At 63.6% G+C, this 22376-nt stretch carries 20 protein-coding genes; 12 read left to right on the forward strand and 8 right to left on the reverse strand.

The features are described 5' to 3' along the window. The first annotated feature begins 24 nt into the window (after positions 1-24). From paaA to UC34_RS23285, 8 genes are all read left to right on the forward strand, one after another. A complete protein-coding gene (gene paaA / locus UC34_RS23250) occupies positions 25-1032 on the forward strand; it encodes a 1,2-phenylacetyl-CoA epoxidase subunit PaaA (protein ID WP_044457357.1) in 1008 nt (335 codons plus the stop codon). Between the two features lie 83 nt (positions 1033-1115). Then, complete coding sequence (paaB, locus tag UC34_RS23255) at positions 1116-1412, forward strand: 1,2-phenylacetyl-CoA epoxidase subunit PaaB (protein WP_044457358.1); 297 nt, start codon at positions 1116-1118, stop codon at positions 1410-1412. Between the two features lie 64 nt (positions 1413-1476). Continuing rightward, complete coding sequence (gene paaC / locus UC34_RS23260) at positions 1477-2280, forward strand: 1,2-phenylacetyl-CoA epoxidase subunit PaaC (protein WP_044457359.1); 804 nt, start codon at positions 1477-1479, stop codon at positions 2278-2280. 46 nt (positions 2281-2326) lie between these two features. Further along, complete coding sequence (gene paaD, locus UC34_RS23265) at positions 2327-2905, forward strand: 1,2-phenylacetyl-CoA epoxidase subunit PaaD (RefSeq protein WP_044458591.1); 579 nt, start codon at positions 2327-2329, stop codon at positions 2903-2905. Between the two features lie 32 nt (positions 2906-2937). Next, positions 2938-4026 carry a 1,2-phenylacetyl-CoA epoxidase subunit PaaE gene (gene paaE / locus UC34_RS23270; protein WP_044457360.1) on the forward strand — a complete coding sequence of 363 codons (1089 nt, stop codon included), beginning with the start codon at positions 2938-2940 and terminating at the stop codon, positions 4024-4026. A 274-nt stretch (positions 4027-4300) separates the two neighbouring features. Continuing rightward, positions 4301-5092, forward strand: coding sequence for a DUF1835 domain-containing protein (locus UC34_RS23275; RefSeq protein ID WP_044457361.1), 792 nt, complete (start codon positions 4301-4303; stop codon positions 5090-5092). A 9-nt stretch (positions 5093-5101) separates the two neighbouring features. Then, positions 5102-5758, forward strand: a complete 657-nt coding sequence (locus tag UC34_RS23280) for a TetR/AcrR family transcriptional regulator (protein ID WP_044457362.1) — start codon at positions 5102-5104, stop codon at positions 5756-5758. 255 nt (positions 5759-6013) lie between these two features. Further along, a complete protein-coding gene (locus UC34_RS23285) occupies positions 6014-6670 on the forward strand; it encodes a GNAT family N-acetyltransferase (RefSeq protein WP_044457363.1) in 657 nt (218 codons plus the stop codon). 129 nt (positions 6671-6799) lie between these two features. Here the strand turns inward: UC34_RS23285 and UC34_RS23290 are convergent, their stop codons facing one another. Then, positions 6800-7288, reverse strand: a complete 489-nt coding sequence (locus tag UC34_RS23290) for an Lrp/AsnC family transcriptional regulator (RefSeq protein WP_044457364.1) — start codon at positions 7286-7288, stop codon at positions 6800-6802. Positions 7289-7561: 273 nt separating this feature from the next. Beyond that, positions 7562-7771 (reverse strand): hypothetical protein, encoded by a 210-nt coding sequence (locus tag UC34_RS23295; protein WP_044457365.1) that lies wholly within the window; start codon positions 7769-7771, stop codon positions 7562-7564. A gap of 628 nt (positions 7772-8399) precedes the next feature. On the opposite strand from UC34_RS23295, the gene UC34_RS23300 reads away from it, so the two are divergent. Next, positions 8400-11963, forward strand: coding sequence for an indolepyruvate ferredoxin oxidoreductase family protein (locus UC34_RS23300; RefSeq protein ID WP_044457366.1), 3564 nt, complete (start codon positions 8400-8402; stop codon positions 11961-11963). A gap of 127 nt (positions 11964-12090) precedes the next feature. On the opposite strand, the gene UC34_RS23305 is transcribed toward UC34_RS23300, so the two are convergent. Together UC34_RS23305 and UC34_RS23310 are read right to left on the reverse strand one after the other, a co-directional pair. Continuing rightward, a complete protein-coding gene (locus UC34_RS23305) occupies positions 12091-14370 on the reverse strand; it encodes an NADP-dependent malic enzyme (protein WP_044457367.1) in 2280 nt (759 codons plus the stop codon). Between the two features lie 384 nt (positions 14371-14754). Then, positions 14755-16011, reverse strand: coding sequence for an MFS transporter (locus UC34_RS23310; RefSeq protein ID WP_044457368.1), 1257 nt, complete (start codon positions 16009-16011; stop codon positions 14755-14757). Positions 16012-16378: 367 nt separating this feature from the next. Between UC34_RS23310 and UC34_RS23315 the strand changes: the two genes are divergently transcribed. Beyond that, complete coding sequence (locus UC34_RS23315) at positions 16379-17068, forward strand: orotate phosphoribosyltransferase (protein WP_042113471.1); 690 nt, start codon at positions 16379-16381, stop codon at positions 17066-17068. Positions 17069-17251: 183 nt separating this feature from the next. Beyond that, positions 17252-17650, forward strand: a complete 399-nt coding sequence (gene crcB, locus UC34_RS23320) for a fluoride efflux transporter CrcB (protein WP_044457369.1) — start codon at positions 17252-17254, stop codon at positions 17648-17650. Positions 17651-17706: 56 nt separating this feature from the next. Here the strand turns inward: crcB and UC34_RS23325 are convergent, their stop codons facing one another. Further along, on the reverse strand, positions 17707-18558 hold the full coding sequence (locus tag UC34_RS23325; protein WP_044457370.1) for a helix-turn-helix transcriptional regulator: 852 nt from the start codon (positions 18556-18558) through the stop codon (positions 17707-17709). Positions 18559-18708: 150 nt separating this feature from the next. On the opposite strand from UC34_RS23325, the gene UC34_RS23330 reads away from it, so the two are divergent. Then, a complete protein-coding gene (locus UC34_RS23330) occupies positions 18709-19524 on the forward strand; it encodes a class I SAM-dependent methyltransferase (RefSeq protein ID WP_044457371.1) in 816 nt (271 codons plus the stop codon). Between the two features lie 105 nt (positions 19525-19629). Here UC34_RS23330 and UC34_RS23335 read toward each other — a convergent pair whose 3' ends face one another. The 3 genes from UC34_RS23335 to panS all read right to left on the reverse strand — a co-directional run bounded on the left by UC34_RS23335 (position 19630) and on the right by panS (position 22251). Next, positions 19630-20385 (reverse strand): peptidylprolyl isomerase, encoded by a 756-nt coding sequence (locus UC34_RS23335; protein WP_044457372.1) that lies wholly within the window; start codon positions 20383-20385, stop codon positions 19630-19632. Positions 20386-20462: 77 nt separating this feature from the next. Beyond that, positions 20463-21023: an LbetaH domain-containing protein gene (locus tag UC34_RS23340; protein WP_044457373.1), complete on the reverse strand. Its 561-nt coding sequence runs from the start codon at positions 21021-21023 to the stop codon at positions 20463-20465. Positions 21024-21297: 274 nt separating this feature from the next. Next, positions 21298-22251, reverse strand: a complete 954-nt coding sequence (panS, locus tag UC34_RS23345) for a ketopantoate/pantoate/pantothenate transporter PanS (protein ID WP_044457374.1) — start codon at positions 22249-22251, stop codon at positions 21298-21300. Positions 22252-22376: the final 125 nt, after the last annotated feature.

Here is a 22376-nt window from a genome sequence, read left to right on the forward strand (position 1 = left end):
CACATGCCGCGGAGGCCTTCCTCTATGTATACGCAAGCCATCGACCTGGCCGGCAACAGCCCCAAGGGCGTTCGTGCCCTGAGTGAGGCCGAGCAGGCACAGCAGGCTCGCTTCGACGCGCGCGTTGCCGCCGAACAGAAGATCGAGCCGCAGGACTACATGCCCGCCGAGTACCGCAAGACGCTCGTGCGCCAGATCTCGCAGCACGCACACTCGGAAGTCGTCGGCATGCTGCCGGAGGGCAACTGGATCTCGCGCGCGCCCAGCCTCAAGCGCAAGGCGATTCTGCTCGCCAAGGTTCAGGACGAAGCCGGTCACGGTCTCTATCTGTATTCCGCCGCCGAGACGCTCGGCACGTCGCGCGACCAGATGATCGACGCCCTGCACTCGGGCAAGGCCAAGTACTCCAGCATCTTCAATTACCCCACGCTCACATGGGCCGACGTCGGCGTGATCGGCTGGCTCGTCGACGGCGCCGCCATCATGAACCAGGTGCCGCTGTGCCGCTGCTCGTACGGTCCATACGCGCGCGCCATGATCCGCGTGTGCAAGGAAGAGTCGTTCCACCAGCGTCAGGGCTTCGACGCCCTGCTCGCGATGATGAGCGGCACGCAGGCCCAGCGCGACATGGTGCAGGAAGCCGTGAACCGCTGGTGGTGGCCGGTGCTGATGATGTTCGGTCCGAGCGACAAGGAATCCATCCACAGCACGCAGACCATGAAGTGGGGCATCAAGCGCATCTCGAACGACGACCTGCGTCAGAAGTTCGTCGATGCGGCCGTCGAACAGGCCAAGGTGCTCGGCGTGACCTTCCCCGATCCCGACCTGAAGTGGAACGAAGCCCGCAAGGCGCACGATTACGGCGAGATCGACTGGAGCGAATTCTGGCGCGTGGTCGGCGGTGACGGTCCGTGCAACAAGGAACGCGTGGGCACCCGCGTGGCCGCCCACGAAAAGGGCGCCTGGGTGCGGGAAGCCGCGCTCGCCTACGCCGCCAAACAGCGCCAGCGCGCCGAAAAGCAAGCCGCCTGAGGCGAACGGACAACGACGAGATCAGGGTCAACGTCCGGGCGCAAGGTGCGCGGACACCCCCTCACAAGACATCAGGAACGATCATGACGCAAGCAAGCAACAAGGAATGGCCCCTCTGGGAAGTGTTCGTGCGCAGCAAGATGGGCCTCGAACACAAGCACAGCGGCAGCCTGCACGCCGCCGATGCCGAGATGGCGCTGCGCATGGCGCGCGACGTCTACACGCGCCGCCAGGAAGGCGTGAGCATCTGGGTCGTGCCCTCGAGCGCCATCACGGCGTCGGCACCGGAAGACAAGGCCGAACTCTTCGATCCGGCCGCCGACAAGATCTACCGTCACCCGACCTTCTACCAGTTGCCGGAAGAAGTGAACCACATGTAAGCGGCTGCGCGCCGTCGTGCGATATCCGCACATCGACGGCGCGCCCCAAGCGAGACCCCAGAACATGAAACCGACGCAGGAACATCTGTCCTATCTGCTGCGCCTCGCCGACAACGCGCTGATCCTCGGTCAGCGCAACGCGGAATGGTGTGGTCACGGCCCCGTGCTCGAAGAAGACATCGCGCTCACGAACCTGAGCCTCGATCTGATCGGCCAGGCGCGCATGCTCTATCAGCACGCCGCCAAGCTGGAGACGGCGCTCACCGGCTTCGCGAAGCAGGAAGACGACTACGCTTTCTGGCGCGACGAATTCGCCTTCCGCAACTGGACGCTCGTCGAACTGCCTCACTATGGCCCGACGGCAGGCACCACGGCCGCCGAGCGCGACTACGCCGTCACCATCGTGCGCAACTTCCTGTACTCCGCCCTGATGGTCGAAGTCTGGCAAGCGCTCGCCCAGTCGGCGGACGAGGAACTTGCCGCCATCGCCGCGAAGTCGGTCAAGGAAGCGCATTACCACTTGCACCACGCGCGCGACTGGCTCGTGCGCTTCGGCGACGGCACGGAAGAATCGCATCGCCGCGCGCAGGCGGCCCTCGACTATCTCGTGCCGTACATGAACGAGATCTTCAAGCGCGACGCCCTCGAAGATGCCGTCGCCGCTGCGGGCACGGGTGTCACGATGGCCGACCTGAAGGACGCCTGGCAAGCCACCGTCGACGATGCCCTCACCGAAGCGACGCTCACCGCGCCGCTCGGCGGTGCGTTCGAGAGCACGGGCAAGTTCGGGCGTCACTCCGAGCACATGAGCTACCTGCTTGGCGAGATGCAGGGACTGGCACGCCAGCACCCCGGCGCCAGCTGGTAAGCCAGGCGCGCGCCTCATGCACATGACGAACCCGTTTGCCGACGCGATGACGAATCTGCCGCTCACCCCTGCCGTTGCGCCCGATGTGCTGACGCCGGCCTCGGAGGCGTCGCTGCCGCTCGCGTGGCAAACGCTCGAAGCCGTGCCCGACCCGGAGATTCCGGTCGTGTCGATTCGCGAGCTCGGCATTCTGCGCGACGTGCGCGTCGTCACGAACGACGAAGGGGCCACGGCATTCGAGATCGTGATCACGCCGACGTACTCCGGCTGCCCGGCGATGCAGCAGATCGCCGAGGACATCGCTGCGGCCATGACGCGCGCCGGGCTCGGCCCCTGGCACGTCACGACGGTGCTCGCGCCCGCCTGGACGACCGACTGGATCAGCCCGGAAGCTCGTGAGAAGCTGCGCGGCTACGGCATCGCGCCGCCCACCGGCGCGCAAGCGGTATCGGCCGACGCCCCGCGCAAGATCACGTTCTATGGCCGTCCGAAAGACGGCGTGCCTTGCCCGCATTGCGGTTCGGTCGACACGGAAGTCGTGTCCGCCTTCGGCTCGACCGCCTGCAAGGCGCATTACCGTTGCCGCACGTGCCAAGAGCCGTTCGACTACTTCAAGCCATATTGATTGGCCAGATTGACCCGATTGGGAAGCCCACGATGACGACCCCGCAATTCCATTCGCTGACGATTCGCGAAATCCGGCCCGAGACGGCCGACGCCATCTCCATCGCCTTCACGGTGCCGGAAACGCTGCGCGACGCCTATCGCTTCACGCAAGGCCAGTTCCTCACGCTCAAGACCGAGATCGACGGCGAAGAAGCGCGTCGCTCTTATTCGATCTGCGTCGGCGTGCCCGAATATGAAGCCTCGGGCGAACTGCGCGTGGGCATCAAGCGCGTGCCGGGCGGCAAGTTCTCGAACTTCGCGAACGACCAGTTGAAGCCGGGCCAGCAGATCGACGTGATGACCCCGGACGGCCGTTTCTTCACGCGCCTGTCGGCCGACAACGCCAAACATTACGTCGGCTTTGCCGGCGGCTCGGGCATTACGCCCATGCTCGCGCTCATCAAGACCACGCTGGCGACCGAGCCCAATAGCCAGTTCACGCTCGTGTACGGCAACCGCTCCGTGCCGGCGATCATGTTCGCCGAAGCGCTCGAAGACCTGAAGAACACGTATCTGGGCCGTTTGCGCCTGTATCACGTGCTGTCCGACGAAGCGCAGGAAGTCGAGTTGTTCAACGGCCTGCTCAACGAAGAAAAGTGCGCCGCCTTCCTCGAGACGCTGATCCCGGCGGCGAGCATCGACGAGGCCTTCATCTGCGGCCCCGGCCCGATGATGGACGCCGCCGAAGCGGCCCTGACGGCGGCCGGCGTCGCCAAGGAAAAGATCCACGTCGAGCGCTTCGGCGTGCCGTCGCCGCAAGCCGGCGTGAAGCCGGTTGTCATCACCGACGACACGCCGATGGCCGAGCTGGTGGTCGTCATGGACGGCAAGGAACGTCGTCTGCGCCAGCCGTACGAAGGCCAGAGCATTCTCGATACGGGGCTTGCCGCCGGTCTGTCGCTGCCGTACGCCTGCAAGGGCGGCGTGTGCTGCACGTGCCGCGCCAAGGTGCTCGAAGGCGAAGTCGCCATGGACAAGAACTACACGCTGGAAGACTACGAAGTCGAACAGGGCTTCGTGCTGACGTGTCAGGCGCGACCGCTCACGCAGCGCGTGGTGGTGAGCTACGACGAGCGTTGATCGTGCGTGGCCTGGGCCCGCGACATCCGCCATGTTCGGGATGTCGGGGTTCGGGGGCGCAGCGTCGGACGATGTTGGACAATGGCAAGGGCTGACAAGCGCTGACGAGCGCTGACAAGCGACGGCGCCCAATGTCGAACGCGTGTTTGCCGTAATGTGCGAACGTCACGTCATCGCAGGCGAAACAGGCGCGAATTCACGGCAATGCCCTGATTATTTCCGGCATTACGGGAGCGTCAACCCGAGGTAGCGGGAATACCGTAAACTACCGGGCATGAATACCATCCATGTCGTCTGTGGCGATATCGCCGCGCAGCAGTTGCGCGCGGCGATGGCGCAAGCGCAACGCGCCGACCCCGTCCTTGTCCTGCGTGACGATCTGGCCGTCGGCCCGTTGCGCGAGATCGACGAGAACGAACGGCAACGCGCCGCTTTCTGGCAGCGCGTCATGCCGTCCGCCGGTCGCGATTACGCCGGTGAGTTGCGCGAGGAACTGGCTTCCCTGCAACGGCTGGCCGAAGGCGACAACCCGGTGGTTTGCTGGCACGGCGACAGCGCGTCGGATCAACTGACATTGCGGCGTGTGGCCTTCATGCTGCGCAGCACGCCGGCGCGACTCAACGAAGTCCTGCTGCGCAGCAGCGATCTGAGCGGCGGCGCAGGCAGTCCGGCCGACGCCCATCGGCGCACGAGCGTCGGCATGTATGCGCCGGAGGTGCTCGCCGCCCGGTTCGGGCGTGTCGCGCCGATTTCCTTGTTGCGCATCGGCCGGCTGTCTCTGGAATGGCGGGCGCTCAAGCAAGTGAATACGCAGGTACGTCGTTGGGTCCACAACACGTTCGAAGGCGCGACGTTTGCCGAAATCGACGACCAGATTCTGACGCGCGCGCCGGTCGTCTGGACGCCGATGGCCGCGTTTCTCGGTGAGTTGATGCCGCGCATCGAAGGGTTTTTCGCCACCGACAGTTTTCTTTTGTGGCGCTGCCGCGAACTCGGTGCGGCAGGCCGGCTAGCGCTGCGCGGCGACACCACGGCCGCCGCCGCGTGCGATTTACGACTGGAGTAACCCCCGTTTATGGCACGTACCAAAGCGCCCGATCACGAATCGCAGCGCGAACAGATTCTCGATGTCGCCGCCGACGCCTTTGCGCGCGCGAGCTACCCGAGCACGTCCATGTCCGAATTGGCCGCTGCCTGCGGCACGTCCAAGGCGCGCCTGTATCACTACTACGCCAGCAAGGACGCCATCCTCTTCGATCTGCTCGAGCGCTACACCAAGCGCCTGATGCTGATCGTCACCGAGGTCGAAGCGCTGGGTCAGCGACGCGGCCTGTCGGAGCGCGACACGTTCCACGAACTGATCCGCGCCTTTCTCGACGAGTACGAGACATCCCAGACCCGTCACATCGCGCTGCTCAACGACGTGAAGTTTCTCAATGACGAGCAGCGCGAGATCGTGCTCAACCGCCAGCGCGATGTCGTGGCGGCCTTTGCCCGTCAACTCTCCCGCGCCTTCCCCGAGCGGGTCGCGAAACACAACCAGACCGCCCTCACGATGATGCTGTTCGGCATGATCAACTGGACGTTTACCTGGCTCAAACCCGGTGGCCGCATGCGCTATCGGGACTTCGCCAACGAGGTGATCGCCGTGCTAGAACACGGTCTGGCGACGCCACTGCCGGACGGCGCCGATGCCGCGATCCCGGCACCGACAGCGCCTTCCCAAGTCTGATTTTTTCGCTTAGTTGGCTAGTAATCACTTACAAACAAAGGGCGTCGATTCGCCCTTTATTGTTGCCTCGCAGCAACGACGCGATCTCGCCCCTGCGCATCCATCTCCTGAAAAGACGCCGGTCTTCAGGCACTTAGATGCTTCCCTCCACGACCGGCAATTAATTTCCTAGGGTTTTTACCTATCCGATCAGGTATAATTCTTTTGCGTCGCACAATTGGGTCGACGCACTAAAGAATACCTAAGGATTACGCCATGACTGCCCCCAATCACACGCCCGACGTCGCACGCGCGACGGTTGCCGCCAACGAGCGGTCGAGCGTGCTGATTCGCGAGCTGACGTCCGGCGACATCCATCGGCTCCAGCGCCATTTTCTGACGCTCGGTGAAGAAGACCGCCTGCTGCGTTTCGGCCAGGCCGTCTCCGACGACGTGATCACGCGTTACGTCGCCAGCATCGATTTCTCCCGTGACAGCGTGTTCGGCGTGTACGACGACAACCTCGCGCTCGTCGCCGTCGCGCACGTCGCGCAATTGCCGGAAGGCAAGAACGGCCGTGTCGCGGAGTTCGGCGTCTCGGTGCTCGAATCGGCCCGTGGCCGCGGCATCGGTTCGCGCCTGTTCGAACGCGCGGCCATCCATTGCCGCAACAAGCGTGTCGACACGCTGTATATGCATTGCCTCTCGCGCAACGCTCGCATGATGCGTATTGCGAAGAAGGCCGGCATGCAGATCAACTTCGCGTACGGCGAAGCGGACGGCTACCTGAGCTTGCCCCCGGCCGACACGCACTCGATGCTCTCGGAAATGATGCAGGAGCAGATCGCTGCCTTCGATTACGCGCTCAAGCGCCAGCTTCGCAATGCGCGCCGTCTGGTCGGCGCCCTGCTGCCGAATCAGCGCGCCGCCTGAATGAAGGCTGCCTCGACGGCAGTCCCAGTGATCGAGACGACATCCTCGACATCCGCAACATTGCGCGCCCCATGAAAAACCCGGCCTTGGCCGGGTTTTTTGTCTTCGTCAAAATAGCGCTTACGCGAGTTACGGCAGCGGCAAGGCGGTCGTCTCTTTCAGTTGATCGAGAACGAAGCTGGTTTTGACGTCCACCACGCTCGGATGCACGAGCAGATGGTTCTGCATGAAGCGTGAGAAGTGCGCCATGTCGCGCACGTGAACACGCAGCAGGTAATCCATGTCGCCGGCCATTGCGTAGCAGCCAACGACTTCCGGCCAGGATTCGACCACGCTACGAAAATGTTCGATGACCGAGCCCCCCTCGCCGTCGCCGGGATGCCGCTTGTCGAGTCGCACGTTGACGTAAGCCAGCAGGCCAAGGCCGAGACGCGTGGGCTCCAGCAACGCAACGTAGCCACGGATCACCCCAGCCTCCTCCAGGCGGCGAATCCGGCGCAGACAGGGACTCGGCGAGAGTCTTACCTGCTCGGCGATTTCCAGGTTGGACAGGCGGCCGTTGCTTTGCAGCAAGGCAAGAATCCGCCGATCGATCTTGTCCAGTTCCAGCTTTGACATATCTCTCCCTGTTATTGGTATTTATGCGCAATATTATTGCGCAAAACGCCACATATAAGGAAGTGTAAGCCAAAAAAACGTGGTTACAAGAGATTACAGCGGAGGTGGCATCGCGTCGACCGGCTAACCGGCCCACGCCAGGGAAAAGAAAAAGGCGCTCGCCTGTCCAGGCGGCGCCTTGCGGTTCGGGCGTGTCACGCGGTTCGTCGGGTATGGCCGCGACAGCGTTGCACGCAGGTGGATCGGGCCGAAGTCTCTGACGGCAACGTCAGATTAACGGCGCTGGAATTCTCGCGGATCGATCGTGCGCTGGTCGAGCGGGCCTTCGTAACGCTGCGGCGTTGGCGTGGTGCGCTGCTGCGTGATGGGGGTAGGTTCGGCCGTCTTGTCGCGCGCCAGTTCATCGGCACGTGCGACGCTCACTTCCAGGGTCAGGAACGAAGCGGAAACCAGCAGGAATTTGGCGATGTTTCGTTGATTCACAGTGACTCCTTCTTACGTATCGCTTTGTTGTTGCTGCGCGCTTTCCAGGCACGCCATGAATGTACCGAACGTGACAATATCGAAAATGTGACGCATCGGGTAACGCATTAGTGGGCATTCTGCCCGCTCCGTTCCCAGATGCCCCGCACCGTTACACGTTGTTACCCGCATGTCAGAAGGCACCGACAAACGTACGGTTGCCGACATAATGGCGACACAATGCCGTCATTTTGAAGCAAATTCCCAAAGCAAATGTGCGGCCCGGTGCCGCACCCGCCACCCGGCACCCGGCACAGGGGAGCGTCCGATAAGTGTCTCTGACAGGGTTTACGCCAGACGCTTTACGTTTACGTAAACGTCATAATCCTCGCTATACTGCCCGCGTTCGGTAACCGATAAGACGTGACCACCACCGTCAGGCAACGCCATGACACCGGTGCTACCATAGGTCCGACTGGCATCAGCACTACGAAAAAAGGCCCCGCCCACCGAGTGACATCACATGCGTGAGTCCTTCGAAAAACGCGACAAAAAGGCCGGCATTCACGCTGCCGTCCTGCTTCACAAGAGCGGGAGGGGCAGGAAGTTTTGGCGATCCCAAAATCAGTGAGAGTGAGGAGCACACCCCATGAACGCCCCCGTCAATCCGAGCTTGCTGGCCGCACTGGAGTCGGTCACGCTCGACGACAAATACACGCTCGAGCGCGGTCGCGCCTACATGAGCGGCATTCAGGCGCTAGTCCGACTACCGATGTTGCAGCAGGCGCGCGATGCCGCCGCCGGGCTCAACACGGCAGGTTTCATTTCGGGCTATCGCGGCTCGCCGCTCGGCGCTCTGGACCTGTCGCTATGGAAGGCCAAGCAGCACCTCGCCGGTCATCACATCGTCTTTCAGCCCGGCCTGAACGAAGACCTTGCCGCCACAGCCGTGTGGGGCTCACAGCAAGTCAATCTGTATCCCGCCAAGTTCGATGGCGTGTTCTCCATGTGGTACGGCAAGGGACCCGGCGTCGATCGCTCGATGGACGTGCTCAAGCATGGCAACTCCGCCGGCTCGTCCAAGCACGGCGGCGTGCTGGTCCTCGCTGGCGACGACCACGCCGCGAAATCCTCAACGCTCGCGCACCAGTCCGAACACGTCTTCAAGGCGGCGGGTATCCCGGTGCTGTTCCCCTCGAACGTGCAGGAGTATCTCGATTACGGTCTGCACGGCTGGGCGATGAGCCGCTATTCCGGCCTGTGGGTCGCCATGAAGTGCGTGACGGACGTGGTCGAATCGTCGGCCTCGGTGATGATCGACCCGCACAACGTCGACATCCGCTTGCCGGACGACTTCGTCATGCCGCCCGACGGCCTGAACATCCGCTGGCCCGATCCGCCGCTCGTGCAGGAAGCGCGGATGATCGACTACAAGTGGTATGCCGCGCTCGCGTATATCCGCGCCAACAAGCTCGATCGCGTCACCGTCGACTCGCCCAATGCGCGCTTCGGCATCATGACCGGCGGCAAGGCCTATCTCGACGTGTGTCAGGCGCTGGCCGATCTCGGTCTGGACGACGACACGTGCGCCCGCATCGGCATTCGTCTGTACAAGGTGGGCTGTGTGTGGCCGCTTGAAGCGCAGGGCGCGCGCGCGTTCGCACAAGGGCTCCAGGAAATTCTGGTGGTCGAGGAAAAGCGTCAGATCCTCGAATACCAGATCAAGGAAGAGCTGTACAACTGGCGTGACGACGTGCGCCCGCGTGTGTACGGCAAGTTCGACGAAAAGGACGGCGCCGGTGGCGAATGGTCCGTGCCGATGGCCAACTGGCTGCTGCCCGCCCACTATGAACTCTCGCCGGCGCTGATCGCCAAGGCCATCGCTACGCGTCTGGAAAAGTTCGAATTGCCGAGCGACGTACGCGAGCGCATCGCCGCGCGCCTGCGCGTGATCGAGGCGAAGGAGCAGGCGCTGTCGAAGCCGCGCATTGCCGTGGAGCGCAAGCCGTGGTTCTGCTCGGGCTGCCCGCACAATACGTCGACGAATGTGCCCGAAGGCTCGCGCGCCATCGCGGGGATCGGCTGTCACTACATGACCGTGTGGATGGATCGCAAGACGGACACGTTCTCGCAGATGGGTGGCGAAGGCGTGCCGTGGATCGGCCAGGCGCCGTTCTCGTGCGACGAACACATTTTCGCCAACCTCGGTGACGGCACTTACTTCCACTCGGGGCTCCTCGCGATTCGTGCCGCGATCTCGTCGAAGGTCAATATCACCTACAAGATTCTGTACAACGATGCGGTCGCCATGACCGGCGGCCAGCCGGTCGACGGTACGCTCACCGTGCCGCAGATCGTGGCGCAGGTCGCCGCCGAAGGCGCGCAGAAAATCGTCATCGTGACGGACGAGCCCCAGAAGTACGACGGCGTGAAGCTCGTGGGCGACATCCCCATCTATCACCGCAGCGAACTCGACCGCGTGCAACGCGAACTGCGTCTGGTGAAAGGGACGTCGATTCTGGTCTACGACCAGACATGCGCCACCGAGAAGCGCCGCCGCCGCAAGCGCGGTGCGTACCCCGATCCGGCCAAGCGTGTCGTCATTAACGAATCGGTTTGCGAGGGCTGCGGCGACTGCTCGGTGAAGTCGAACTGTCTGTCGGTCGAGCCGCTGGAGACGGAGTTCGGCACGAAGCGCCAGATCAACCAGTCCACGTGCAACAAGGACTTCTCGTGCCTGAACGGCTTCTGTCCGAGCTTTGTGACCGTCGAAGGCGGTCAGCTTCGCAAGCCGAAAACCGCCCAGGTCGACAGCAGCGGCCTACCGCCGCTGCCGGAGCCGGCGCTACCCAACATCGCACGTCCGTACGGCATTCTTGTGACCGGTGTGGGCGGCACGGGGGTCGTCACCATCGGCGGTCTGCTCGGCATGGCTGCGCACCTCGAGAACAAGGGCGTGACGACGCTCGACGTGACCGGCCTCGCCCAGAAGGGCGGCGCGGTGACGAGCCACGTGCAGATTGCGCTGCAACCGGAAGACATTCACGCCACGCGCATTGCCATGGGCGATGCGCGCGTGGTGATCGGTTGCGACGCCATCACCACCGCCAGCGACGACACGCTCTCGCGCGTGCAGCAAGGTGTGACGAACATCGTCGTGAACAGCGCGCATACGCCAACGGCCGAGTTCATCCGCAATCCGAACTGGCGCTTCCCCGGCGCGAGCACTGAGAACGATATTCGCGCGGCCGCCGGTGAGAACGTCGACTTCGTCGACGCCAATCATCTCGCGCTGCGTCTGCTCGGCGACACCATCTACACCAACCCGTTCGTGCTGGGTTACGCGTGGCAAAAGGGTTGGGTACCGCTGTCGTACGCGGCGCTCATTCGTGCCATCGAACTCAACGGCGTGGCCATCGAGAAGAACAAGCAGGCGTTCGAATGGGGCCGCCGCGCCGCGCACGATCTCGCGACGGTGCGCAAGCTCGCGCAGCAGAACGAAGCGCCGTCGTCGGCCTCGGGCGGCAAGCTGATCACGCTGCACTCGCCGCGCGCGCTCGACGCGCTGATTCAGCGCCGCTACGACCAGCTCGTCGCGTATCAGGATCGCGCTTATGCGGAGCGCTTCAAGCAGACGGTGGATCGCGTGCGCGCCGCTGAATCGGCGCTGCCCAACGATGCGTCGCAAATGCCGTTGACCGAAGCCGTCGCCCGCGCGCTGTACAAGCTCATGGCGTACAAGGACGAGTACGAAGTCGCGCGTCTGTACACCGATCCGGCCTTCATGCAGAAGATCAACGAGCAGTTCGAAGGCAACTTCTCGCTACGCTTCCACCTCGCGCCGCCCTCGCTCGCCAAGCACGACGACAAGGGGCATCTCGTCAAAAAAACCTACGGCCCCTGGATGATGAAGGCGTTCGGCGTGCTGGCGAAGTTCAAGGGACTGCGTGGCGGTGCGTTCGACATCTTCGGCAAGACGCAAGAGCGTCGCACGGAGCGCGCGCTGATCGGGGAGTACGAGACGCTGGTGAACGAACTGGTGTCGGGCCTGAACGAGCATAACGTCGCGCTGGCCGTGCAACTCGCGGAACTGCCGCAGGAGATTCGCGGCTACGGACACGTGAAGGAGCAGAACCTTGCGGCCACGCGCATCAAGTGGACGAAGCTGCTCGCGCAGTTCCGCGACGGCGGCTCGCACCGCGTAGCGGCGTAATTCCGCGAGGCGTACCGAAACCGCCGTCCATCAAAAAATCCCGCCAGCGCGTGAGCGTCTGGCGGGATTCTTTTTTGCCGTATCGGCCGACGCATCATCGATGCATCATCGGCCCATCATCGACCCATCAACGCGTAACGTTCGCCGCAGCGACGGCCGTCATGTTGATGATGCGGCGCACGGTAGCCGCCGGCGTCAGGATGTGAACCGGCTTGGCGCAGCCCAGCAGGAACGGACCGACCGTCACGCCTTCGCCGCCCGTCATCTTGAGCAGGTTGTACGTGATGTTGGCCGCTTCCACGTTCGGCATGACGAGCAGGTTCGCTTCGCCAGCCAGACGCGATGCCGGATAGGCCGCGCGACGGATTGTCTCCGAGAGCGCCGCGTCGCCGTGCATCTCGCCATCGACTTCCAGTTCCGGCGCCCGCTCGGCCAGCAACTCGGCGGCGCGAGCCATACGTTGCGCCGATGCCGACTTCACGCTGCCGAAGTTCGAGTTCGACAGCAGCGCCACCTTCGGCGCGATACCGAAGCGCTCGATTTCCTTCGAGGCCAGCACCGTCATCTCGGCAAGCTGCTCCGACGTCGGCACTTCGTTGACGTAAGTGTCGCTGATGAACAGGTTGCGATTGGCCAGCATCAGCAGGTTCATCGCCGCGTAGTTTTCCACGCCGGCCGCACGGCCCAGCACCTGATCGATCACATCCAGATGGCGGTGATACGTATCGATCATGCCGCAGACCATGCCGTCGGCTTCGCCCAGATGCACGAGGATCGCACCGATCAGGGTGTTGTCCTTGCGCATGGCGGCCTTGGCGACTTCGGGCGTCACACCATGGCGCGCGCCGAGGTTGTGATACGCCTGCCAGCAGCGCTGATAACGCGAGTCGTCTTCCGGATTCACGATCTCGAAGTCGACGCCCGGCTTGAGTTTCGAGCCGATCTTTTGCAGACGCATTTCCACGACAGCCGGACGACCGATGATGATCGGCTTGGCGATGCGCTCGGCCAGCACGAACTGCGCCGCGCGCAGCACGCGCTCGTCTTCCCCTTCTGCGAACACGATGCGGGCCGCGTCGTTACCGAAGCGTGCGCGCGCCGCGGCGAATACCGGACGCATGATGAAGCCGGTGCGATACACGGTCGTGCCGAGTTGTTCGCGATAGGCGTCCATGTCCTCGATCGGGCGCGTGGCCACGCCGGAGTCCATGGCGGCCTGCGCCACGGCCGGCGCGATCTTGATGATCAGACGCGGATCGAACGGCTTCGGAATAATGTACTCCGGGCCGAATTCGAGCGACTGGCCTTCGTAGGCACGCGCCACTTCTTCGCTCTGCTCTTCTTCCTGCGCCAGTTCGGCGATCGCACGCACGGTGGCGAGCTTCATCTCTTCGGTGATGGTGGTCGCACCGACGTCGAGCGCGCCACGGAAGATGAACGGGAAGCACAGCACGTTGTTGACCTGGTTCGGATAGTCCGAACGGCCCGTGGCAATGATGCAGTCCGGACGCGCGGCCTTTGCGATTTCCGGGCGGATTTCCGGTTCCGGGTTGGCGAGCGCCAGGATGAGCGGCTTCGTGCCCATGGTCTTGACCATGTCGGCAGTCAACACGCCGGCGGTCGAGCAGCCGAGGAACACGTCGGCGCCGTTGCTGGCGTCGGCGAGCGTACGGGCTTCGGTCGCCACGGCGTAACGCGCCTTGCTCTCGTCGAGCTTGTCGCGGCCGCTGTGGATCACGCCCTTCGAGTCGAGAACGAGGATGTTCTCCTTCTTGAGGCCGAGGTTCACCAGCAGGTCGAGACAGGCGATCGCGGCCGCGCCGGCGCCCGAGCAAACCAGCTTGACCTTGCCGATGTCCTTGCCCACGACCTTCAGGCCGTTGAGGATCGCGGCCGAAGCGATGATGGCAGTGCCGTGCTGATCGTCGTGGAAGACCGGAATCTTCATGCGCTCACGCAGCTTCTTCTCGATGTAGAAGCACTCCGGCGCCTTGATGTCTTCGAGGTTGATCCCCCCCAGCGTCGGCTCGAGCATGGCAATGGCTTCGACCAGCTTGTCCGGGTCGTGCTCGGCGAGTTCGATGTCGAACACGTCGATACCGGCGAACTTCTTGAACAGGCAGCCCTTGCCTTCCATGACCGGCTTGGCGGCGAGCGGGCCGATATTGCCCAGACCCAGCACGGCGGTGCCGTTGGTAATCACACCGACGAGGTTGCTGCGCGACGTGTAACGGTTGGCGGCGAGGGGGTCTTCCGCGATGGCTTCGCAGGCGTAGGCCACGCCGGGGGAGTAAGCCAGGGACAGATCGATCTGGTTCGACAGCGGCTTGGTCGGCGTGACCGAGATTTTGCCCGGACGCGGATTCTCGTGGTACGCCAGGGCGCTTTGCTTCAGTTGTTCATCCATTTTCAATACCTGAGGGCGACGACCGGGCCCTGCCGCATGCGGGCAGCGAGTGGGCTCGACCGTCTTTTGACGGATCACGGCGGGGGGGAAGAGCCAACCGGAGGGATTCGACGATTGTGTCGTCGACGGGGTTCTTCTCATCGCGATGGCGTGATGACCATCGCTCCCCGATCCTGGAAATCGCGCTCGCGCGCGTCGGACCGTGGGACTTGCGGTGGCCGGTGCGCACCGCAGGACGCAAAGTGTACACCTTGCGATGAAACCTTGATGCCGCAGGCGCGGGCGGCGGGCAGCGTGCTCGCCGCCCTGGCTTTCACCTGCCTGTCGCCGATCTGTCGCCTGCCCGCCGCCTGCCTACGCGTGCAGCGCAATACGAAATTCGCCTTACCGCAGCGCCTCGCCGCGACGCTCCGGAATCAGGAACAGCGTCGCCAGAATGTCGAGCACGTAGATACCGGCGAGGAACACGAGCGCGATCTTGAACGAGAACGCCGCGGCCAGCGCCCCCACCGTCAGCGGCCCGAACCCGCCGACCGCGCGTCCAATGTTGAACAGCACGTTTTGCGCCGTTGCACGCGCTGCCGTCGGATACAGTTCGGAGATCAGTGCGCCATAGCCGCCGATCATGCCGTTCACGAACATGCCCATGACCGCGCCGCCGACGAGCAGCGAGAACTGCGACTGAAGTTGCGCGTAGACGAATACCATCACGACGGCGCCGATCTGATAGCCGATGAATGTCGGACGACGTCCGAAACGGTCCGCCAGACGACCGAAGAGCCAGATGCCAAATGCCATGCCGAGCACCGTCACCGCCGTCCACAAGGCCGACTTGGTGAGCGAGTAGCCGAACGTCTTCGACAGATACGAGGGCATCCAGATCATCAGGCCGTAGTAACCGAAGTTCTGCACCGAGCACAGAATCGCCACACCGAGGCTCGCGCGCGTGGTCGCGCAATCCTTGACGAGCAGCTTGAGCGGCGCGTGCTCGCGCGGTTGCTGCTGTTGCGCGAGAAACATCTCGGGCTCGCCGAGGGTGCGGCGCATGACGAACGACACGACGGCGGGCAGCAGGCCCACGGCGAACATGCCGCGCCAGCCGATCACCGGGAGCAGCAACGGGGTGAGCAGCGCGGCGGCGAGCACCCCGGCCTGCCAGCCGAGCCCCACGAACGACGATGCCCGTGCACGACGCTCCGGTGCGCAGGCTTCAGCGGCGAGCGCCATGCCGATGCCGAACTCCCCGCCCAGGCCGATACCGGCAATCGTCCGGTAGGCGAGCAGATCCCAGTAGCCTTGCGCCAGCGAGCACAGGCCGGTGAAGACTGCGAACAACAGAATGGTCCACGAGAGCACGCGCACGCGGCCGTAGCGGTCCGAGAGCATGCCGAAGACGATGCCGCCGATGACCGCGCCAATGAGCGTCCAGGTCACGAGCGCACCCGATTGCGCGCTGGAGAGGGCCAGATCGGCGGCGATGGCCGGCAGGATGAACCCCAGGATCAGCAGGTCGAAGCCATCCATGGCGTAACCGATGGCCGAAGCCCAGAGGGCGCGATTGGCATAAGCACTGTCGTGCTTCGTCGCGGCGGCAGCGGAAGCGCCCGGCGTGGCATGGGAAGGCGAGGAGTCGTGAGGCATGATGGCGTCTGGTCGGGTCTGAATTTCGGCGAGAGTGTATGCCTGTCATAAAGGCTCGGCAACTGTCTCTTTTTTTGGACTCATCTATCGTCGTTCTTTTTTCATATGCGCGATGCGCGCACACTGCGCGTACCTCGCCATTCGAAAATATACGCTCAGTGCATAATTGCCCTCGCATTTGCTGAAACTTGTGGCATAATTCGCGTTTAAGCGCAGGCCGCTCGTTGCAAAACGCGCCGCTTGCCGCCTCAGACGGTGCCTTGCCGCAGTGAGTTGTCGTTCATTCCGGCTCGCGGCGCGCCGCTGACTCACCCATGACTCCTGGCTGCACGCCGCACGGCGGACAGCAACGCTGAGGAACCGCATCATGATTGGCATCGACCGCCAGGCGATTTCCGACATCACCGCAAAGATTCTGCTCGAAGTGGGCGCGGTGCATTTCAACGCCGAAAAGCCGTACATCTTCACTTCGGGCTGGGCCAGCCCGGTCTACACCGACTGCCGCAAGCTGATCTCGTACCCGCGCGTGCGCCGTACGCTGATGGATTTCGCAGAAGCCGTGATCATTCAGGACGTGGGTTGCGAGCAGTTCGACACGGTCGCCGGCGGTGAAACCGCGGGTATCCCGTTCGCTGCCTGGATCGCCGACAAGCTGATGCTGCCGATGCAGTACGTGCGCAAGAAGCCGAAGGGTTTTGGCCGCAATGCACAGATCGAAGGCGATCTGCCGGAAGGCTCGCGCGTGCTGCTCGTCGAAGATCTGACGACCGACGGTCGCAGCAAGATCAACTTCTGCAAGGCGCTGCGCGAAGCCGGTGCGAACGTGAATCACGTGTTCGTGATCTTCCACTACGACATCTTCCCGGAGAGCCGTCAGGTGCTCAAGGACATCGACGTCCAACTGCACTCGCTCGCGACGTGGTGGGATGTGCTGCGTGTGGCCAAGCAGCAGAACCACTTCGACACGAAGACGCTGGACGAAGTCGAGAAATTCCTGCACGCACCGGCCGAGTGGTCGGGCGCGCACGGCGGCGCTACGTCGTTCCCGAAGGACTAAGTCCCTTGGCCATGCCAGTGGCAACGCGCGCAGTATTCGCTTGAGAGGCGAGGACGGTCAGCCCCCAAAACGGCTGGCCGTTTTTTTTATTGCGGGCTGGCTTTTTTTGTTGCGGGCTGGCCGCTCTCTTTGCGGGCTGGCCATTTACCTGATCTCCGATTTCGGAACGCACGGGAGGACCCCATGCTGGCTTCGGTCGTCGCCATCAGCGTCGGCGCTGCGCTCGGCGCGCTGCTGCGCTGGGCGCTGAGCGTACAGCTCAACACCATTCTGCCGACACTGCCCCTGGGCACCCTCACCGCCAACCTCGGCGGCGGCTATCTCATCGGCGTGGCCGTCGCGCTGTTCAGTCACATCCCGTCGATACCGGTCGAGTGGCGACTGTTCATCGTCACCGGCTTTCTCGGTGGCCTCACCACCTTCTCCACGTTTTCGGCGGAAGTCACGACATTGCTGCGCGAAGGCCAGATCGGGTGGGCCTCGCTGATCGTCGTGGTTCACGTAGGGGGTTCGCTCATCATGACGCTCCTCGGCATCGCCACCGCCACGTGGCTCGTGCAATGGTTGCGCCCAGCCCTCTGATACCGGCACGTCACGGCCACGGCTAGCCACGCCGGGCGAGAACTACGGCGCCGGATTCAGGCAAGCAGCATCACGAGCTTCACATCGTCATGTCCCGAGAGTCGGAACGTCACCTGGGCGAAGTCGATGTCGCCGCGCTCGGGATGATGGAATCCGCGCCGTCCGCCTTCACGCTCGACGACATCCTGCTGCGACCACAGCGACGCGAATACCGGACTCTCGCGTTGTAACGCGTCGGTGAGCGCACGCACGGGCGTATCGTCCAGATAGGCGCTGCACTCGGCACGAAACTCGGCGACAACGCGTCGGGCGCGACGCTCCCAATCCTGAATCAACGCCCGCGCACCGGCGTCGAGGAAGATGTAGCGCAACAGGTTCTTCGTGCCCGTGGTCCCCGATGCGGGTGGCACATCGAGCCAGCCACGAAAGAGGTCGGCGGCAGCCTCGTTCCACGCGAGCACGTCCCAACAGCGGTCGAGCGCATAGGCCGGCGCCGCCACCGCCGCGACAGCGGCCTGCACCTGTGCCGTCGCATGATGCGGCAGCGGTTCGGCGCCGCGCCCCGGATCGCGCTTTCCTGCGAGATCGAACAGATACGCCCGCTCGGCACGGGACAACCGCAGCGCACCGGCCACGGCCGCCAGCGCGCCTGCCGAAATCGACACCTCTCGCGCCTGTTCGATCCACGTGTACCAGGTCGACGACAGACCGCACAGCTGCGCGACTTCCTCGCGACGCAGTCCCGGCGTACGGCGTCGGCCCATCGGCGGCAGACCAACGGCCGCAGGTGTCAGACGCTCACGGTGCGCCCGCAGAAAGTCCCCAAGCGCGCGACGCTGACGAGCGTCGTCGGCCTGCGACGAATGGGTCGGCGCCGCCTCATTCGGTGTCGGGACAGGCGAGGGCATGGGGGTAGTTTTCATACCAGGATAAATAGGCAACTTGTACCGGTATCGACGAGCCATTATCGTGAGAGCCATCGATGTCGCGCAAGTCCCCGCCGACATAAACTCAATCTGCAAGCGCGAGTCCTTGCGCTACGAACGAAGGAGACACCCGTGAGCGATCACCAGCGCACTGCATCCGCCCCAGCCCCCACCGCCCAAGATGCCCGTCATTCTCATAACGCCGTCGTCACCGGCCAGTTCGGTCCGCAGGCGTCGGCGTATCTGACGAGCGCCAACCACGCACAGGGCGCCGATCTTGAGCAACTTGCGACGATCGCCCGCACGTACCCCGATGCGCAAGTGCTCGATCTCGGTTGCGGCGCCGGTCACGTGAGCTTCTTTACCGCACCGCACGTCGCCCGTGTCGTCGCCTACGACCTTTCCGCCGACATGCTCGGCGTGGTGGCCGGCGAAGCCGCCAAGCGTGGCCTGGCAAACATCGACACGCAACTGGGCGCCGCCGAATCGCTGCCGTTCGACAGGGCCACATTCGATCTCGTCTTCAGCCGTTACAGCGCCCACCATTGGTCGGACGTCGGCGCTGCGCTGCGCGAAATGCGCCGCGTGCTCAAACCGGGCGGGCGTGTCGTGATCTGCGATGTCGCCTCCACCGGGCAGCCGTTGTTCGATACGTATCTCCAGGCCGTCGAAGTGCTGCGCGACACGTCGCACGTGCGCGATTACTCGAATGGCGAATGGCTGACGATGGCGGCGAATGCAGGGTTCTCAGTGGCGTCGCTCACGCCGCGCACCCTCGAACTCGACTTCAAGACATGGACGACGCGCATGCGCACGCCCGAGCCGATGCAGGTCGCCATCCGCGCATTGCAAACGGCCATGGCGGACAGTGTTCGCGAACACTTCCGGATTCAGGAGGACGGCTCGTTCACGCTCGACACGATGACGCTCGAACTGATTGCGGGTTGATTCCCGTCCCCCTGGGAAAACCTGCGCGCGGCAAAAAAAGGGCGTTACCTGAACATGACGGGCGAGGTCGGTTCAGGTAACGCCCTTCCTGTATCGACAGCACGCTTATTGCACGCGTGTCGGTCCTGCGCTGTCGTTCGCGCCGCTGATCTCGGCGGCGTCGGCGAGCAACGCGACATAGTGACGCAACGCCCTTGCACGCGCCTGTTCGTAGAGCTGCGCTGCGATCCGTTCTGCCACGCGCTCGAACGGCGGCATGCGCCCCTTTACCCGCCGCTCGATACGCACGACGTGAAATCCGTAGCGCGTGTTCACGAGACGCGGCAGCACGCCGAGTCGGTCGCCGCAAAACAATACCAGTTCGAACTCCGGCGCGCCGCTGCCGCGTGCGAGCATGCCCAGACTACCGCCATCGCGTGCCGACGGACAGTCGGACATCGTGCGCGCCACCGTTTCGAACGAGGACGGCTCGGCCAGCACCGCATCGAGGGCGGACTGCGCGCGCGCCAACGTGCTCGACAGTGGCACACCGTTCGTCAACGCGAACAGGATGTGACTCGCCTGCACCTTGTCGCCGATGCGGAATTGCCCGGCGTGGTCGTGGAAATAGGCGCGACACTCGGCTTCGGTCGGACGGCGGACCTGCACGTCGCGCGTGAAGAGTGCATCGACGACGGCGTCGTCGCTCGCGGCCGCGTCATCGGACAGCAATCGCAAATCGCGCGCGCGCTGACGCAACAACTCCCGGCTCACGAGCGCATGTTGCGCTGCGGCTTGCGGATCGGCCGCGTCTCGATGTTGATCGATCTCATCGGCGACGCGGCGTGCGTCGATGACAATCCCGTTGACCCTCAAAGACATGACGAACTCCACCAAAAACGTTCACGGCTACGGCGCTCGTGCCGCTCGCCGGGCATCGGCCGGCGAGCGTGCCATCGTCAGAACGCGTTCTGAATACGACGATAAGCGCGCGCGAGCTGCACGTTCGTGCGACTCACCGATTCGGAAAATTCGCGCGCGTCGACAGTCACTTTCGGAATGGTCGCGAGATCGGTCTCGCGGCTGATGTGCGTGGTCGAGGGGATGTAAAAATTCTCGGGAATGTCGCGCCCGTCGACGACGCTGTTGTGCCGTACCACCACGCCGTCGTGAACGACGCAGTTGAACAGCACCGAGTTGAAACCGATGAAGACGTTGTTGCCGATGACACACGGTCCATGCACGATGGAGCGATGCGCGATGGACGTGTTCTCGCCGATGGAAACGCGTGCACCGTCTTTCGAATGGATCACGACCCCGTCCTGAATGTTGGAATTGGCGCCGATCACGATCGGCTCCATCTTGCCGTGCTCATCGACCTCGTCGGCGCGCAGCACCGCATAAGGTCCGATGAAGACGTTCTCGCCGACGACGATCTGGCCGCACAAAATGGCCGTGGGATCGACAAACGAGGTCTCGTGCACCACGGGGTAATCCCCGCGCGGATTCTTTCGCAACATGCTTGAGTGACTCCAGACCGCTCGCTCGTACGCCGAGCCACGACTCGGCATCGCGCAACGCGATGTCCGTGCCGATACTGGCCACGTCGGAATACGCCCTGTGGGCGAGCGGGGGAAGGGAACACGGACGGGCGCCGTGATACAGACTCTCTCCCACCGCCGCAAACGGTATATCGATGTTGTAGGCGATGGGAGACAGAAACGCAAATGTCCGCGATGACGGTGCGAACTCCCGTTGCGTGCCGCACACACCGGTGTGCGGCGCGGGAAAAACTCAGTGCGTCGGACGTGTTGCCGTCGCCTGTGAATCGTTGGCGGTGCCCGTCGGACGACCGCGCCAGTACCCGGCGAGAAGCGAGCCCGACAGGTTGTGCCAGACGGAGAAGAGCGCACCCGGCAGCGCCGCCAGCGGCGTGAAGTAGATCTTGCCGAGCGTGGCGGCCAGACCCGAGTTCTGCATGCCGACCTCGATGGCAAGCGTGCGGCAGATCGATTCGTCGAAGCCGAGCAGGCGCCCGCCCCAGTAGCCACCGAGCAGACCCAGCCCGTTGTGCAAAATCACGCCGACCATGACCAGCGGACCGACCGTCGCAATATTGCCCTGATTCGCGCCGACCACCGCGCCGATGATGAGCACGATCGCCACCATCGACACCAGCGGAAGATAGCCCTCGATGGCGCGCACCGCGCGACCGAAGAAGTGATTGATCAGCAGACCGGCGCCGATCGGCAACGCCACGATCTGAAGAATCGACATCAGCATGCCCTCGACGTCCACCGCAATCGAGGCATCGACGTACAGGCGCGTGAGCAGCGGCGTGGCAAACACGCCGACGAGGGTCGACATAGCGCTGATCGTGACCGAAAGCGCCACGTCGCCTCGGGCGAGATAGATCATGACGTTCGACGCCGTGCCGCTCGCTACGCTGCCCACAAGCACCATGCCCGCAGTCAGATCGGGGGGCATGTGCAGCACGCGTGCAATGATCCACGCTGCCAGCGGCATGACCAGATAGTGCAGCACCACACCCGCAACGATGGGGGCGGGACGCGTGAACACGCGCTTGAAGTCGTCGAACGTCAGCGTCACCCCCATCGCAAACATCACGACAGTGAGCAGTGCCGTGACGTGCGGGGTAATACCGGTGAAGCTGCCCGGCGAGAAGAAAGCGAAGACGGACAGCAGTGCTGCCCAAAGGGGGAATAACCGGGTAACTCGGGCGATCATGAGAATCTCGGGCGCAAAAAGTTAATATTTTACTTATTTTGCGCTGACCGCCCGTGCGGGCGGTCTCCGAGGCATTCCCGGGGGCGGGCGAATGCGACGCACAGCCGGCTGTACGAAGTCGCTTC

This window comes from Pandoraea vervacti (assembly GCF_000934605.2).
In the GTDB taxonomy this organism is placed as follows: domain Bacteria; phylum Pseudomonadota; class Gammaproteobacteria; order Burkholderiales; family Burkholderiaceae; genus Pandoraea; species Pandoraea vervacti.